The 14,356-nt window shown below is 59.3% G+C and carries 15 protein-coding genes; 7 read left to right on the top strand and 8 right to left on the bottom strand.

Annotation, left to right across the window (positions count from 1 at the left end; genetic code table 11):
- Positions 1-45: 45 nt before the first annotated feature.
- From GSQ82_RS20585 to hpnE, 4 genes are read left to right on the top strand one after another with little or no spacing between them, the layout of a single operon-like run.
- A complete protein-coding gene (locus GSQ82_RS20585; RefSeq protein WP_158794144.1) occupies positions 46-1,122 on the top strand; it encodes a zinc-binding dehydrogenase in 1,077 nt (358 codons plus the stop codon).
- Positions 1,119-2,060, top strand: coding sequence for a squalene synthase HpnC (hpnC, locus tag GSQ82_RS20590; protein WP_158794145.1), 942 nt, complete (start codon positions 1,119-1,121; stop codon positions 2,058-2,060). The genes GSQ82_RS20585 and hpnC overlap by 4 nt, the downstream gene beginning before the upstream one ends.
- The gene (locus tag GSQ82_RS20595; RefSeq protein WP_158794146.1) at positions 2,057-2,989 is read left to right on the top strand and encodes a phytoene/squalene synthase family protein; all 933 of its coding nucleotides are present in this window, start codon (positions 2,057-2,059) and stop codon (positions 2,987-2,989) included. Before hpnC ends, GSQ82_RS20595 begins: the two co-directional genes overlap by 4 nt.
- A complete protein-coding gene (gene hpnE / locus GSQ82_RS20600) occupies positions 2,986-4,392 on the top strand; it encodes a hydroxysqualene dehydroxylase HpnE (RefSeq protein WP_158794147.1) in 1,407 nt (468 codons plus the stop codon). The genes GSQ82_RS20595 and hpnE overlap by 4 nt, the downstream gene beginning before the upstream one ends.
- A 188-nt stretch (positions 4,393-4,580) precedes the next feature.
- Here hpnE and GSQ82_RS20605 read toward each other — a convergent pair whose 3' ends face one another.
- The 8 genes from GSQ82_RS20605 to GSQ82_RS20640 form a co-directional block, all read right to left on the bottom strand.
- Positions 4,581-4,970 (bottom strand): EamA family transporter, encoded by a 390-nt coding sequence (locus tag GSQ82_RS20605; protein WP_158794148.1) that lies wholly within the window; start codon positions 4,968-4,970, stop codon positions 4,581-4,583.
- Positions 4,967-5,383 (bottom strand): EamA family transporter, encoded by a 417-nt coding sequence (locus GSQ82_RS20610; protein WP_158794149.1) that lies wholly within the window; start codon positions 5,381-5,383, stop codon positions 4,967-4,969. The genes GSQ82_RS20605 and GSQ82_RS20610 overlap by 4 nt, the downstream gene beginning before the upstream one ends.
- A 288-nt stretch (positions 5,384-5,671) precedes the next feature.
- On the bottom strand, positions 5,672-7,156 hold the full coding sequence (hpnJ, locus tag GSQ82_RS20615; RefSeq protein WP_158794150.1) for a hopanoid biosynthesis associated radical SAM protein HpnJ: 1,485 nt from the start codon (positions 7,154-7,156) through the stop codon (positions 5,672-5,674).
- 128 nt (positions 7,157-7,284) lie between these two features.
- Positions 7,285-8,613 carry a TolC family protein gene (locus GSQ82_RS20620; protein WP_158794151.1) on the bottom strand — a complete coding sequence of 443 codons (1,329 nt, stop codon included), beginning with the start codon at positions 8,611-8,613 and terminating at the stop codon, positions 7,285-7,287.
- A 66-nt stretch (positions 8,614-8,679) separates the two neighbouring features.
- Positions 8,680-9,666 (bottom strand): lipopolysaccharide assembly protein LapB, encoded by a 987-nt coding sequence (locus tag GSQ82_RS20625; protein ID WP_158794152.1) that lies wholly within the window; start codon positions 9,664-9,666, stop codon positions 8,680-8,682.
- Positions 9,667-9,668: 2 nt separating this feature from the next.
- Complete coding sequence (locus tag GSQ82_RS20630; protein WP_254061808.1) at positions 9,669-10,907, bottom strand: efflux RND transporter periplasmic adaptor subunit; 1,239 nt, start codon at positions 10,905-10,907, stop codon at positions 9,669-9,671.
- A 75-nt stretch (positions 10,908-10,982) separates the two neighbouring features.
- On the bottom strand, positions 10,983-12,836 hold the full coding sequence (gene recJ, locus GSQ82_RS20635) for a single-stranded-DNA-specific exonuclease RecJ (protein WP_158794153.1): 1,854 nt from the start codon (positions 12,834-12,836) through the stop codon (positions 10,983-10,985).
- 9 nt (positions 12,837-12,845) lie between these two features.
- Positions 12,846-13,310: a hypothetical protein gene (locus tag GSQ82_RS20640; protein WP_158794154.1), complete on the bottom strand. Its 465-nt coding sequence runs from the start codon at positions 13,308-13,310 to the stop codon at positions 12,846-12,848.
- A gap of 67 nt (positions 13,311-13,377) precedes the next feature.
- Here GSQ82_RS20640 and GSQ82_RS20645 point away from each other — a divergent pair, with 67 nt between their 5' ends.
- The 3 genes from GSQ82_RS20645 to GSQ82_RS20655 are packed head-to-tail and all read left to right on the top strand — an operon-like array spanning position 13,378 to position 14,345.
- A complete protein-coding gene (locus GSQ82_RS20645) occupies positions 13,378-13,743 on the top strand; it encodes a ferredoxin (RefSeq protein ID WP_158794155.1) in 366 nt (121 codons plus the stop codon).
- A 51-nt stretch (positions 13,744-13,794) separates the two neighbouring features.
- Complete coding sequence (locus GSQ82_RS20650) at positions 13,795-14,073, top strand: DUF507 family protein (RefSeq protein ID WP_158794156.1); 279 nt, start codon at positions 13,795-13,797, stop codon at positions 14,071-14,073.
- Positions 14,070-14,345, top strand: coding sequence for a DUF507 family protein (locus GSQ82_RS20655; RefSeq protein WP_158794157.1), 276 nt, complete (start codon positions 14,070-14,072; stop codon positions 14,343-14,345). The genes GSQ82_RS20650 and GSQ82_RS20655 overlap by 4 nt, the downstream gene beginning before the upstream one ends.
- Positions 14,346-14,356: the final 11 nt, after the last annotated feature.

The raw sequence follows: 14,356 nt of genomic DNA on the forward strand, positions 1-14,356 counted from the left end.
CATCACCCGGCGCAGAATGAGAAGATAGAGAGAATGATAGCTGAGATGACGGCCGCGGTCTTATACGGCAAAGAAGATCTTCGACTCGAGCGCGTAAAAATCCCCCAGGCTGGCCCCGGAGAGCTCATTCTCCGCGTCGGCGCCGCCCTTACCTGCGGAACCGACCTCAAAGTCTACCGCCGTGGCTACCACGCCCTGATGCTCACCCCACCCATCCCCTTCGGCCACGAGCTCGCCGGCGTCGTCACCGAGACCGGCCCCGGCGTCACCACCTTCCAGCCCGGAGACCGTGTCGTCGCCCTCAACTCCGCCCCCTGCGACGTCTGCTTCTTCTGCAAACACAACCAGCAAAACCTCTGCGCAGATCTCCTCTTCAACAACGGAGCCTACGCCGAGTACATCCGCATCCCCGCCCGCATCGTCGCCAAAAACACCCTCCTCATCCCCGCCCACGTCCCCTTCGAACACGCCGCCCTCACCGAACCCCTCGCCTGCGTCGTCCGCGGCCTCGAAGAGAGCGGCGCCCAGCCCGGCGACACCATGGTCGTCATCGGCGCCGGTCCCATCGGCCTCATGTTCATGCACGTAGCCGAGATCGCCGGCGTCCACGTCATCGCCGTCGTCAAGCGCGAAGACCAGATCGCCGCCGCCACCCTCTTCGGAGCCCGCAGCGTCGTCCACATCGGCTCTGTCGACGACCCCATCGCCGCCGTCCGCGCCCTCACCCCCGAAGGCCGCGGCGCCGACGTCGTCATCGAAGCCGTCGCCATCCCCACCACCTGGGAGTGGGCCGTCGAGATCGTCCGCAAAGGCGGCGTCGTCAACTTCTTCGGCGGCCCTCCCAGCGGCACCCAGGTCCAGCTCGACACCAACCGCATCCACTACGGCGACATCACTCTCAAAGCCAGCTTCCACCACACCCCCGCCACCTGCCGAACCGCATTCGACCTCGTCACCAGCGGACGCTTCAAGTGCGCCGACTACATCACCGGCAGCGCCACCCTCCAGGACGTACCCACACTCTTCGCCTCCATGATGAACCGCAACCGAAACGGCACCTCCCGCGACATCAAGACCGCCGTATTTCCCAATCCCACCGCATCCAGCGAGGACACCAAGTGAGCGAAGCTCTCGCCTCCCGTTTCGCCCTCATCGGCGCACCGCCCGACTACCTCACCCCCCTCGAGCGCCCCACCCTCGCCGAAGCCCAGATCTGGTGCCGCACCCTCACCACCACCCACTACGAAAACTTTCACGTCGCCACCTTCTTCCTGCCCAAAAAAGCCCGTCCCCACTTCGAGAGCATCTACGCCTACTGCCGCGTCTCCGACGACCTCGGCGACGAGGTAGCCGACCCCGCCACCGCCACCCGCCTCCTCGACACCTGGGGCGAGATGCTCGACGAGTGCTACGACCACCCCGAGCGCTCCATGCACCCCGTCTTCGTCGCCCTTCACGAGACCATCCGCGAGTTCGATCTCCCCCGCCATCTCTTCTCAGACCTCCTCCACGCCTTCCGCATGGACCAGTACAAGACCGTCTACAACACCTGGGATGAGCTGATGCTCTACTCGCACTACTCCGCCAACCCCGTCGGCCGCCTCGTTCTCCTGGTCTGTGGATACCGCGAAGAGTCCATCGCCCTCCTCTCCGACAAGGTCTGCACCGCGCTCCAGCTCGCGAACTTCTGGCAGGATGTCGTCGAAGATGCGGAGCGCGGCCGACGCTACATCCCGGCCGAGTCCATGCTCCGCTTCGGCGTCGAAGACGGCCAGATCGAAGGCCGCGTCTTCACCCCGGAGTTCCGCGCCATGATCGAAGATCTCGTCCTGCGCACCCGCGCCATGCTCCTCGAAGGCGGAGAGATCAGCAAACACGTCGATAAAGAACTCGCCGTCACCCTCAACCTCTTCCGCAAGGGCGGCGAAGCCATCCTCAACGGCATCGCAAGACAAAACTACGACGTCCTCCGCGGCAGGCCCGTCGTAACCAAAGCAAGAAAACTCGGTCTATTAGTGGAGGCGCTTGCAGGTAAACTGCGTGCGAGTCTAACCACGTGACGATCGACCAGGCCTACGCCATCTGCCGCGCCATCGCAAAGCAGCAGGCAAAGAACTTCTACTACTCCTTCCGCGTGCTGCCCCGGCACAAGAGCGACGCCATGTGCGCCGTCTACGCCTTTATGCGCCGCGCCGACGACATCTCCGACGACGAGACCATGCCCGTCGCCCAGCGCCGCCAGGTCATGACCCAGTGGCTCAGCGCATGGCGCGAAGCCCGCAGAACCGGCCTCTCCGACGACCCCACCTTCCTCGCCCTCAACGACACACAAAGACGCTTCGCCATTCCCGACCAGCTTCTCGAAGACCTCGTTCGCGGCACCACCATGGACCTCGAAGAGCGTCTCGCCGACGTCACACCCGTCACCGACGCAGCCACCGGCCAGACCCTCCAGATCTACGAGGACTTCGACGGCCTCTATCGCTACTGCTACCTCGTCGCCTCCGTCGTCGGTCTCGTCTGCATCCGCATCTTCGGCTACACCGACCCCAACGCAGAGCTTCTGGCCGAAAAGACCGGCGTAGCCTTCCAGCTCACCAACATCCTCCGCGACGTCAGCGAAGACGCCGAGCGCGGACGCATCTACCTCCCGCTCACCGACCTTCTCTCCAGCCAACTCACCGTAGACCAACTCCTTCAGACAGTCCGCAAACAAACACCCCCCGAGACCGCAAAAAAAGTACTGGTCCTCGAAGCCAACCGCGCACTGGAGTTCTACCGCGCCGCCCAGCAGCTCCTTCCCCTCATCGACCGCGACAGCCGCGCCGCCCTCTGGGTTCTCGTCACCATCTATCGCGGCCTGCTGGAGCGCATCATCGCCGAAGACTACGACGTCTTCCACCAGCGCGTCAGCGTCCCCACCGCGAAGAAGCTCGCAATCATGGGGCAGGGAATGGCGATGGCCCTGCGCAACCGGATCACCTCGTGAGCTCCTCCGCACAAAACGATGTAGTCATCGTCGGAGCAGGCGTCGCCGGCCTCGCCGCAGCGGTCGCACTCGCGGGCGCAGGCGCACAGGTCACCCTGCTCGAACGAAGACCCTACATCGGCGGTCGCGCCTACTCCTACGACCACCCCGCACTCGGCGAGACCATCGACTCCCAGCACGTCGTCCTCGGATGCTGCACCAACATCCTCGAACTAGCCGCGCAGGCAGGCATGGCCCACACCATCCGCTGGTACGACGAGATGACCTTCCTCGAATCCGGACGGCCCCGCACCATCCTGCGCCCCGGCTCCTTGCCCGCGCCCGGCCACCAGACCCTCAGCTTTCTCCGCGCCCCCATGCTCACCCTGCGCGACAAGGCAGGCATCGCCCAGGGCCTCATGCACTTCCTCCGCGGATACCCCTCCGACGACTCCGAGAGCTTCGCCTCCTGGCTCAAGCGCACCGGCCAGACCAAACGCGCCATCCTTCACTTCTGGGAGCCGGTCGTCGTCGGCGCCCTCAACGACACCTTCGAGCGCTGCTCCGTCAAATACGCTGGCAAGGTCTTCCACGAGGTCTTCCTGCGCTCCCCCGAAGCCGGACGCCTTGGCATCCCCGCCGCGCCGCTCACCGAGTTCTTCTCCCCCGTCGCCGACCTCGCTGAGCGCTTAGGTGTTCAGGTTAAACTCAAGACCGGAATCGACCGCATCGAACAGACCCCCGAAGGAACCTGGAAGATTCAGGCAGGAGACGAAACACTCTTCACCCGCAACGTCATCCTCGCAACCGACTTCAAGCAGACCCGCGCGCTCGTCTCCTCCCTCGACACTCAGGTTCCAAGCCCGTGGCAGACCGACGAAGGCTTCAACCAGTTCGTCGCCGCCCCCATCACCACCATCCACCTCTGGTTCGACCGCGACGTCACCGAACTCGACCATGCCGTCCTCCTCGACACCCGCATCCAGTGGATGTTCGCCAAGTCGCGCATCCGCCAGTGGCCCAAGGAGCGCGGCAGCTACCTCGAACTCGTCATCAGCGCCTCATGGCCCGAACTCCAGATGTCCCGCGACGAGATACTCTCCTCCGCACTCCGGGAAGCAGAGCTATTCTTCCCAGCCATCCGTCAGGCAAAGCTCCTCAAGAGCGGCGTCCTCAAGGAAGCCCGCGCCACCTTCTCCGTGACCCCAGGCCTTGATCAGTTCCGCCCAACCCAGACCACCCAGTGGCCCGGCCTCTTCCTCGCCGGAGACTGGACCGCGACTGATTGGCCCTCCACCATGGAAGGCGCCGTCCGCAGCGGAAGACTCGCCGCAGGCGCTGTCCTCGGCACCCCCACCCGCTTCATGGCCTCCGAAACCCCACCTCGCGGCCTCATGCACTGGCTCAGCGTCAGCCAAAAATAAATTTAGAAAACCTGTCGTATTTTTCCGGTCTCAAAATACGACCGCGAAACCACCACATCCACCACGCTAACTACCACAACTCACCAGCAAGAAACCACGTCCAGCCACCACGTTTTCGCAAAAACCCCAGCAAAAACACCCATCCACCACGCGAAATAAATCTGCAAATTCCAGCGTAAAAACTAACCCTACTTCGACAACAGAATCACCCCGGCGCAGACAAACAAAGCCGCGATCCACCGCCGCCGGTCCACATTCTCATGCAGAAAAATCTTCGCCGCTGCCGCGTTCCCAATAAACGTCAGCGAAGCACTCGCAGGCGCCGCCAGCGAAACATCCACCTTGCTCAACGTGAACAAAAGAGAGAAGAAACTCAACGCCATCGCCAGCACGCCCAGCAGAAACATCCGGCTGCTCGTAACCGCCTTGATAGCGCCAAACAGCCCGGATCGAGCGCGAATCTCATCCAGATCCCCAATCCGCCGCATCGCCCCAGCAGTCAACACATCACCCGCCACAGCCGTCACCGCAACCGCTACAATTGTCGTCCAAGTCTCCACTGGCCCCGCATACGTCATTGCGTCTCACCCACAGGCTGAGGATGCTCCGTAAGTGCAGGCCCATTGGCCACAAAACCCACCCCACACACAATCATCACGATGCCAAGCCACCGATACGTCGACACATGCTCATGCAGCCAAACCCTTGAAAGCAAAGCCACAATCACATAGCTAAACGCAGTAGACGGAAGCACAAAAGTAAGATCAGCCCAACTCAGCGCAGTAAGATAGCTGCCAAAAAATCCTATTAAAAGCACAACTCCCCCCATAACCCAGGGGTTCTTGAGCGCAGTCAGAAGAAGGCCAAGGTCATGCACAGAGACCGGGCCGACCTGCGACATCCCATGCGAGAGCAGCACGTCACCGAACGACGCAGTAAGCACAACGACAAGCAAAATGAGATAACGCTGAGGCGTGAGAGTGTGCTTCATCAGAGAGAAAAAACCTCTTGCGTAAGATGCCTGAAACACAGGCCTGACGAGCCTAAGGCCGTTGCATGGTCACAATAACGCATCTCTTAAGTCTAACGCAGTCATGAGCATCCTTAACCCGAAACGTCCGTGCGTTGTGTCACCTTAAGGACAGAACGATCTATCGTACGTTGCTTCCACGCGGTCCGATTAGCAGCGGGTCAAGGAAGAGAAACAAAGGCTAGGAGCAAGAAAAGGGCGAACCAATATTCAATTGATTCGCCCTTAGTGAAGACTGAAAAATCCCTGCTAAGCGTTCATACTGACGGATTCCTGCGCCTTAGCAGCGTTGGCTTCCTTGACCGCCCGTACAGCCTTGTTACGCTGGGAGCGAAGTGTCATGAACGACTTTGCTTCCGTGTAGAGCCGAGGCACATCGCGGTTCACGATGGCCTGCCAGACAACGCGGAACGCGGCCTTGGGGCGGAAATAATACTCATCGTAGAACTTGTGCACCATCTCCATGACGTACTCGACCGGAAGGCCTGGATATTCAATGTGAGCCATCTGGTGGCCGCCATCGTCGTTCATGGCCTCGTTGGTGATGAAGCCGTTCTCCTTGGCGTAATCGAAGAACTCAGTGCCCGGGAAGGCGTGAGCGATCGATACCTGGATGGTCTCGCAGTCCAGCTGCTTGGCAAACTCGATGGTGTTACGGATTGACTCGCGAGTCTCGCCGGGAAGGCCGAGAATGAAGTCGCCGTGAATGACGAGACCAAGCTTGTGGCAGTCGCGGGTGAAGTCGAGCGCACGCTGCACAGTGGCGCCCTTCTTGATGTTCTTGAGAATCTGAGGATCCCCCGACTCGTAACCGACAATCAGCAGTCGGCAGCCCGCTTCTTTCATGGCCTTCAAGGTATCGAAGTCCGTGGTGACGCGCGAGGTGCAAGACCAGGTAAGGCCGAGCGGCTTCAGCTTCTCGCAAAGCTCAATGGTGCGAACCTTCTGGATGTTGAAGGTATCGTCATCGAAGAAGAACTCCTTGACGTGCGGAAAGAGTTCTTTTGCCTGCTTCATCTCAGCCGCGACATCGTCGGTAGAACGCTTGCGCCACGCATGGCCGGAAAGGGTCTGGGGCCATAGGCAGAAGGTGCACTGCGCCGGGCAGCCGCGTGTCGAGTAGAGCGAGACGTACGGATGCAGCAGAAAGGGGACGTTGTACTTCGTGACGTCGAGGTCGCGATGATAGATCTCGGTCGCCCACGGCATCTCGTCGAGTTCCTCAGGGGTGACCTGCGGACGATCAGGATTGTGCAGGATCTTGCCTGAGGCGTCCTTGTAGCTGATGCTCAGAATCTCGTTGAGCGGCTTGCCGTTCGCATACTCCACCACGGAAAAGTCGAACTCACGGCGGCAGACGAAGTCGATAGCCGCACACTCATTGAGTGCCTTATCAGGTGATGTAGTTACCGGGGGACCGACGAAGGCAATCTTGATCGCGGGGTAGGTCTCTTTGATGACCTCGGCCATTCTCTGGTCGCCGTCCCAACCCATGGTGCTGGTAAACACCACAAGAAACTCGTAGTCCTTGAGGATTCCGACGACCTCTTGCCACTTGATATGGTGTGGCGGAGCATCGAGAAGACGTGAGCCTTCCAGCATTCCCGCCGGATAGGTCAGCCACACAGGATACCAGTAGGACTCGATCTCACGGGTCGCGGGCCAACGGGAGCTGGCACCACCATCAAACTTTTCAAAAGAGGGCGGGTTCAGAAACAGGGTCTTAAGGGGCATAATAATTCTTCGATTTTACCATTTCGCCAAGAGGTTGAGGAGTAATTCTGATGTGCCGAGCGTGGTTCAGCTCGATGCGGCAAAGTCGCAATCGATTCATTTCAAAAAACATATAGCTTCCTTACAAGTCAGGGCTTCACGGTAAGGGAGGGATCGGTGTGTGCTGCAGCTGCGATCCACGCGTCAAGTTCCCCTGTTTGACGCATGAGGTTGATCCTCGTCTGATCAAGCTGAAAATCAGCATCGAGAACGGCCAGATACTTCTCCCGCTCCGCGATACGCGAAAGCTGTTCGTCCTTAGGGGTCATCTGTACGCCAGAGAGGTTTCCACTTCCGGACTTAAGCTGAACGAGGAGTATGTCGAGGTTCTGTTGAGCGAGCTGCTGATCGAGCGTCGCAACCTCAGCCCGTGCGGAAAGCTCAGCGGCGGTATGCAGGACACGCTGCCGGCCGTCGAAGAACTGATCGCGAGCGACGTCCGCCTCATGCTCTGCGTGCGAGGCATCGGCTGCTGCCTCACGGGCTTTGGCCGCGTGCTGAACATCGTAAAGGGGGATGGTGATCTGCACCCCCACTGCGGCATTGTTCTGCTGGAAGTGGAGATAGTACTCCTGGTAGTTGTTGAACGTAGCGAAGCGGTTGTACTGGCCGGAGAATAGAATCTGTGGGCGCCAGAGATAGCGGGACTCTGCGAATGCGGTCTCACGTTTTGCGTGGGCGGCGGCATAAGAAGAGAGGATCGCCGGACTGAGTGGAAGCTCGGAGGCCTCCTGTGTGGGCGGTGCATTGAACGCCGGAATGCTGTCAGCGGAGGTTCCAAGGCCTTGGGGCGGCAGGCCGATGAGCCGGGCAAGATGGGTCTGGTCAGAAGCCGTATCATCCTCAGCGCGGAGAAGGGCGAGTCGAGTCTGCGCGGCGGAGAGTCTAGCCTGGGTGAGGCCGATGGGGGTGTCCTGGCCGGCGTCGAGACGTTCCTGAACGATGGTAACGAGATGGTCGGCGAAGGTCTGTTGTTCGCTAAGTGCGGCGTGGCGTTGGAGGTCGTGGTTGAGAGCAAGGTAGGTGAGGGCGGTATCCTCAGCTACTCCCTGACGAGCGTCTTTGAGGGCGAGAACAGAGGCATCGAAGGCAGCGTGGGCGGAGCGGAGGTAGTCACGTTGTGCGTAGCTGAAGACGAGCGACTGTGAGGTTATGTTGAAGAGCGATGGGGTGCCGAGGGGAAATCCATAGGGCGTAGGTCCGACGCCGATACCGAAGACGACGTTTGGGACGTAAGCATCGCGAAGCTGCTGGATGACAGCGGTTGCCTTATCGACTTCAGCCTGGGCACTGAGGACCTTCGGGTTGCTCTTCTCAGCCAGATCAATCGCCGTCGCAAACGAGATCTGCGCGAGAGCAGACGATACGGCAGCAGCAAGTACTGAACATGCGAAGAGGATGCGGAGAAGGCGGATCATACGTCCTGAGAAGTCCCTTTGGTTCGACTACAGATCATGGTATCGCCTTTTAGTCCGGATGTTTGACTACGACCCCTGCATTGCTCTGCGTGCAGGTGCATAGTCTGGTGCAAGACTGGCAGCGGCGGCGTATTCATGGTGGGCTCCAGCCGTGTCGCCGCGCTGCGCAAGGAGATCGCCGAGTTGAAGATGCACCTTGAATGCGGGTGCACCGTCGGACTTTGCGGAAGAAGTGAGGTACTGCCGCAAAAGTTCTTCCGCGAGTTCGGGTGAACTGTGAGCCGCAGTCAAAATGCTGGCTGCGTCGACAAGCGCTGTGCCCTTGCTGTGGTCGGCATCGACCCCCGATTGCAGCATGGCCAGCATTCGGTCAAGCTGATGGTTTCGCTGGTAGAACTGCCCGAGATCGATGTAAGCCTCTGGCGTGTGTCCAGCGGCAACAGCAGCTTTGAATTCGGCCTCGGCTGCTGTCGTGTCTTTTTTCTTTTCGGCGATCAGGCCTAGAAGACGGTAGGCCTGAGAAGGGAAGTGAGGCTGCATGCGAGCCGCAAGGGCTTGCGCTTTATCGAGTCCGCCACCCACGATCGAAGGCGCAGCAACGTAGTATTCGCCGAGATCACTCATGGCTTGTACATTTTCGGGGTCAAGCTCAACAGCGCGTTCAAAGCTGAGGTGAACGTTCTTAGCCAGTCCCAGGGCAGCCAACATGTTGGCACTGGAGGCTTTGAGGCCATAGGCGCGGCCAAGCCACATCTCGCTCTCGCTGCTGCTTGGGTCTTTGGAGACAGCGAGCTGGCACTCGTGGATGGCTGGATCGGCCATCTCCTGCGCATAGTAGATTCTGCACAAAAGCTGGTGGGCGACAGAATCGTCGGGCTGTTCGCTGATGAGTTGATTGAGCTGGACTGCGGCTTCGTGGACGCGGCCCTGTTGGAGAAGGGCGTTCGCATGATTGTCATCAGCCAGCAGAAAGCGACAGCAAAGCAGCAGAAGAAGAAGAAGAAGAAGAAATAAGGACGCGGTGCGAACGCGAAAAGCGATGGTCGTTGCCATAACTACTCGGCTATTTTGACCGGGAGCCCATTGGAGAGCTCGCGGTTGTTGATAGCGTTCAGAGCGACCGTATCCTTTTCAGTAAGGCCACTGGTAATCTCCACGCGCGTCAAATTCACCACGCCAACCTGTACCGGTGTGCGGACGAGCTTTCCATTGACGACTCGAAAGACGAACTCGCCGCTATCGGTATGCAGGGCCTCGCGCGGAACGCTGAGGACGTTGAAGCGCTGAGAGGTGGTGACAGTGACTATGACGTTTGTGTTGGGCAGAAGGTCGCCCTTAGCGTCGTCCACGGTAATGATGCACTCTCCGACGTTGCGTGTGCCATATGTGATGACTGTGGTCGGGGCCCGGCTGATATGCCCGTGCCAAGTCTGCGTGGGCTTGGCGTCCCAAGTGATTTTGACAGACTGACCAGCTGCAAGTTTTCCAATCTCCGGTTCGTCAAAGTATGCCCGAATCTGAATCTTATTCAGGTCCGCCATGTCGAGCAGGTTCTCTCCTGCTGGCACGAAGTCATACGTGGAGACTGGGATGGAGTAGACGGTTCCGGCAAACGGAGCACGAATATTATTGCCTGCGTAGCTATTTTGTCCGGCAGCTACTGCAGCACGCGCTTCGGCTATCTGGGCCTGGACGCGCTCCTTGTCTGCGGAGCTGTAGCGCTGGCTAGTCCGGGCCTGCAGACTTTGAAGAGCGGCGTTGGTTGTCTGAACGCGTTGCTCCGCGGCCGCGACCTCGCTGGCGGAGGCTGCGCCCTTCTGTTGCAAAAGCTGCAATGCAGTAAGGTCTTTGGCAGCTTGCTGTTGCTGGATCTGCGTACGGTTTATATCCGAGGTGAGAGTGAGATTCTCTTCCTGCGATCCGCCATGATCAATGTCGTGAAGCGTTGCTTCAGCGGTGCGGAGTGTCGTTGTGGCTGTGGCAAGACGCGATACAGCATCAGCGTCGTCCATCTTGAGCAGGAGTTCGCCCTTCCGGACCTTCTGGCCGACCTCAACATAGACCTTCGCGACTATGCCAGGCGCGGGGGCGTAGGCCGGAAACTCCTCGATCGGCTCAACCTTGCCGTTGGTGGAGACCGAACTCAACAGGTTTTGATGGTTGACCGGAGCCACGCGGACCTCAATAGCTTCTCGTGCGGAGGTGCGGTATATAACGAAGGCTGCAACAATAACCGCGAGGAAGATGCTCCACAGCAGTACAGGATTAAAGCGTCTTGTCTCGGTAGTTGGCATCAGTTCGAAGCTTCAGTATATAAGACGCGGAGTAAACTCCAAACGGACCAGAAAGTTTGGTTTACGAAGTAGTTATCAGATTTTTTGAAATGATTGCGCGGGCTGAACGGCGACAAGTTCAAGTTCGAGGCCGGGAAACTGCGGATTGGTCTTGGCCTTCAGACGGTACGCGACGTCGATCAGCGAGTCTTGATCGAGTGCCATCTCGGCGCAGCGGGCAGGCCAGTCGATAGTGCGACTCCACCCCAGGGCGCTGAACCGTTCAGGACTGCCTACCTTCTCAAGCTGAAGACAGATGTGCTTTTCCTTGATGAAACGGACTGGAGTAGTGAGGGTGACGCCGCGGGTAATGAAGGTCGGTTCACGATTGGACATCCCGAAGGGCTCGCAGCGCATAAGCCAGTCAAAGAACTCCTGCGTGATATCGGAGAGAAGCAGTTCGGCATCGCACTCCAGCGGAGGCGCGAGCATGGGGCCGGTCAACATGGCGACGCCGTAGCGGTGCATGCGTTCGCGGAGGATTGCCACTCGATCCGATGGCAGCGAGAATCCGACGGCGTGAGCGTGGCCACCAAAGCGCGTGAAGAGCGGCATGTCCGGTTCGCCAGTGCTGGCTTCGATATGGACTGCGGTTAAGGCATTCAGGAGGTGGAAGCCCGCGATGGAGCGGCCGGAGCCATGAGCATGTCCGTCTTCATGGGTGAGGACGAGCGCAGGGCGTCCCGTGCGATCGACGATGCGGGACGCAAGAATGCCGAGGACACCTCGGTGCCAGGCAGGGTCGTCCAAGATGATGCACTGCACGAAGGATTCGCCGAGCGAGGTGCGCATGGCTTCGAGCTGACCTTCGATGGCCTCAAGTGCGGATGCCTCTGTGGCGCGGCGTTCATCGTTAAGGCGGTTGAGCTTTTGGGCCAAGAGCGCTGCATGGGCGATGTCTTTGGTGAGGAAGAGTTCAACGACATCGCTGGCAATGTCCATGCGGCCGGCAGCATTGATGCGGGGTGCAAGCCGGAAACCCACCTCTCCAGCTGTAGGAGCACGGTTGATGGGAAGCTGCGCGATCTCCATGAGCGCGCGCAGGCCGGGCTGGACGGGATTGCGGAGCTCGCGTAGTCCGAGTGCAGCGATGACCCGATTCTCTCCTTCGAGTGGGACCGAGTCCGCGATGGTCGCGATGGCGACGAGCTTCAGGAAGGAGGGAATGACTCCGCGTTTTAGCCGATTTCGTTGGCTGTCTGGATCGGGCGCGCTCTCCGCAGCGGCGAGCAGGATGGCATGGGCGAGTTTGAAGGCTACCCCGGCCCCGCAGAGACTCTTGTTAGGGTAGGGGCAGTTTGGCTGTGCCGGATTAAGGACGGCGACTGCTTCAGGGATGCCAATATCGTCGGGGAGATGGTGATCCGTGACAATGAGGTCCAAGCCGAGAGCCTTTGCCTCTTCCGCGGCGGCAAAGGCGCGGATGCCAGTGTCGACGCTGATGACGAGGCGGACGCCCGAGGCTGCGGCTAATCCCAGGACGCCCGTCTGCATGCCGTAACCCTCGCGGATACGGTGAGGGACGTGGTAGGTAACGCGAGCTGGGTTGTCTTTAGGCGCAATACGCTCGATGGCGGTCTTGAGAAGAACGGTTGCGGTGGTGCCGTCAACGTCGTAGTCACCGTAGATGAGGATAGGCTCACTGCGTTGCACCGCTTGTTGAATGCGAGCTACCGCGATGTCCATACCAAGCATGAGCATGGGGTCGTGGAGGTCTTCGATGTCAGGATTGAAGAAGGCGCGAGCAGCTGCGGTCTCCCGGATACCACGGGCGACGAGGAGGCTAGCGATGGCGGCGGGGCAGCCGAGTTCAGCTACGAGAGACGCTTCTGCTTCTGCGTCAGGCGGTGACACGATCCATGGCTGGCGCCCAGTTTGGGCTGAGGACATTGCCTGGATCTACTCTTCGCTGTCGCGGTCATCTACGACGATGCCGCCGAGATCAGTCACGGTCTCCATGAGGCTTTGGAAGCTGTCGTACCACTCCGTTGCGACCTCGAAGATGAACATGACGCCCTGGTGGGCGAATCCTAGCTGGAGATAGCCGACTTTGCCGACGTGGTTGACGAGATACTCGGCGTCGTCGATGTCTTCGCTGTTGTCGTCGGGGAAGGACTGTTCGCGGAGCTGGTCGAGGAGGATGGCGATGTCGGCCTTCTCGAGGACGACTTCGCTCATGGTGACGAAGGGAGCGCCTGCGGCCTTGGCGTGTTCGACGAAGTCCTTCCATCCGTCCGCGTTCTCTTCTTCGAAGATGACGGTTGGGACCTCTTCGGTAACGTAGGCGTTGAGGCGGCGCATGCCGTGGCCGGCGATAAACGCGACCATGTCGTCTTTGAGCGAGATAAGATTGTCAGGTTGCATCGATTGCCTATTGTCTCAGAAAAGGCCTGTGCGTCGCACGGCGAATGCACGAAGGAGAACACCTGTTTTGGCAAAGTTTAAGCATCACATCTTTATCTGCACAAATGAGCGCGACGAGAGCGCCTCGCGTCCGAGCTGCGGCAACGAGGGTAGCAAGAAATTGAAGGGAGAGTTCAAAGACGCGATTAAGGAGGCCGGCTTAAAGGGGCAAATTCGTGCGAATGAGTTGGGGTGCCTGGATCAGTGCGAGCATGGGCCGGTAGTGGTGGTGTATCCGGATGCGGTCTGGTATGGGTTTGTTCATGCGAAGGATGTGGGTGAGATTGTGACGGAGCACCTGCTGCATGGACGTCCGGTGGAGCGTCTGCGGCTGGCGGATAGTTGTCTGAATACTGAGAGTTGCCCGCATAAGCCGAGGGCTAAGGGCAAGTGATTTGGGCGAAACGCGGGCAAACATCGACATGGTATATTCGAAGGAAAGTCAATGATTTTTTCTAAAGATTACGTAGGATATCTGGCGCGCCAGACCGTAAAACATCTCGTCGCCGAGAAGATGATTCATACCGAGAAGCCGGCTGTGGTTAATGAGCGCGTTGCCGCCGGAATGATCGATGAACTGTCGCTCGAAGACCGCATCAACGATGAGGTTCGCGTCATCCTGGAGGCGTTTCAGGAGGATATGCGCAAGACCGGCGCGAGCTATCCGGAGATGTTCAAAAAAGTGAAGATGGAACTGGCCCGCAAGTATAAGGCGGTGCTGTGAGAATCTCTCGCGATAAGTTGAATAAGCTGGCTCATACTGTGGCGGATACGCTGGCCGAGATTCCTGAGGTCGACTTTCTGGAGGATCGGAACACGATTCGGCAGGAGGCGCGCAAGGCGCTGGAGAAGCTGCTGCTGGAGGAGACCAAGATCGACGCAGCGGCTCGGATGAAGATCTCCTCGCAGCGAAAGATTATTGCCGAAGGCTCGCAGGAGTGGGACATTCTTTATCGGAAGTACTACAACGATGAGGTCAAGAAGCTCGGGCTGTAAGCCTTCTGGGG

The sequence above is a fragment of the Granulicella sp. L60 genome (assembly GCF_009765825.1).
Classification (GTDB): domain Bacteria; phylum Acidobacteriota; class Terriglobia; order Terriglobales; family Acidobacteriaceae; genus Edaphobacter.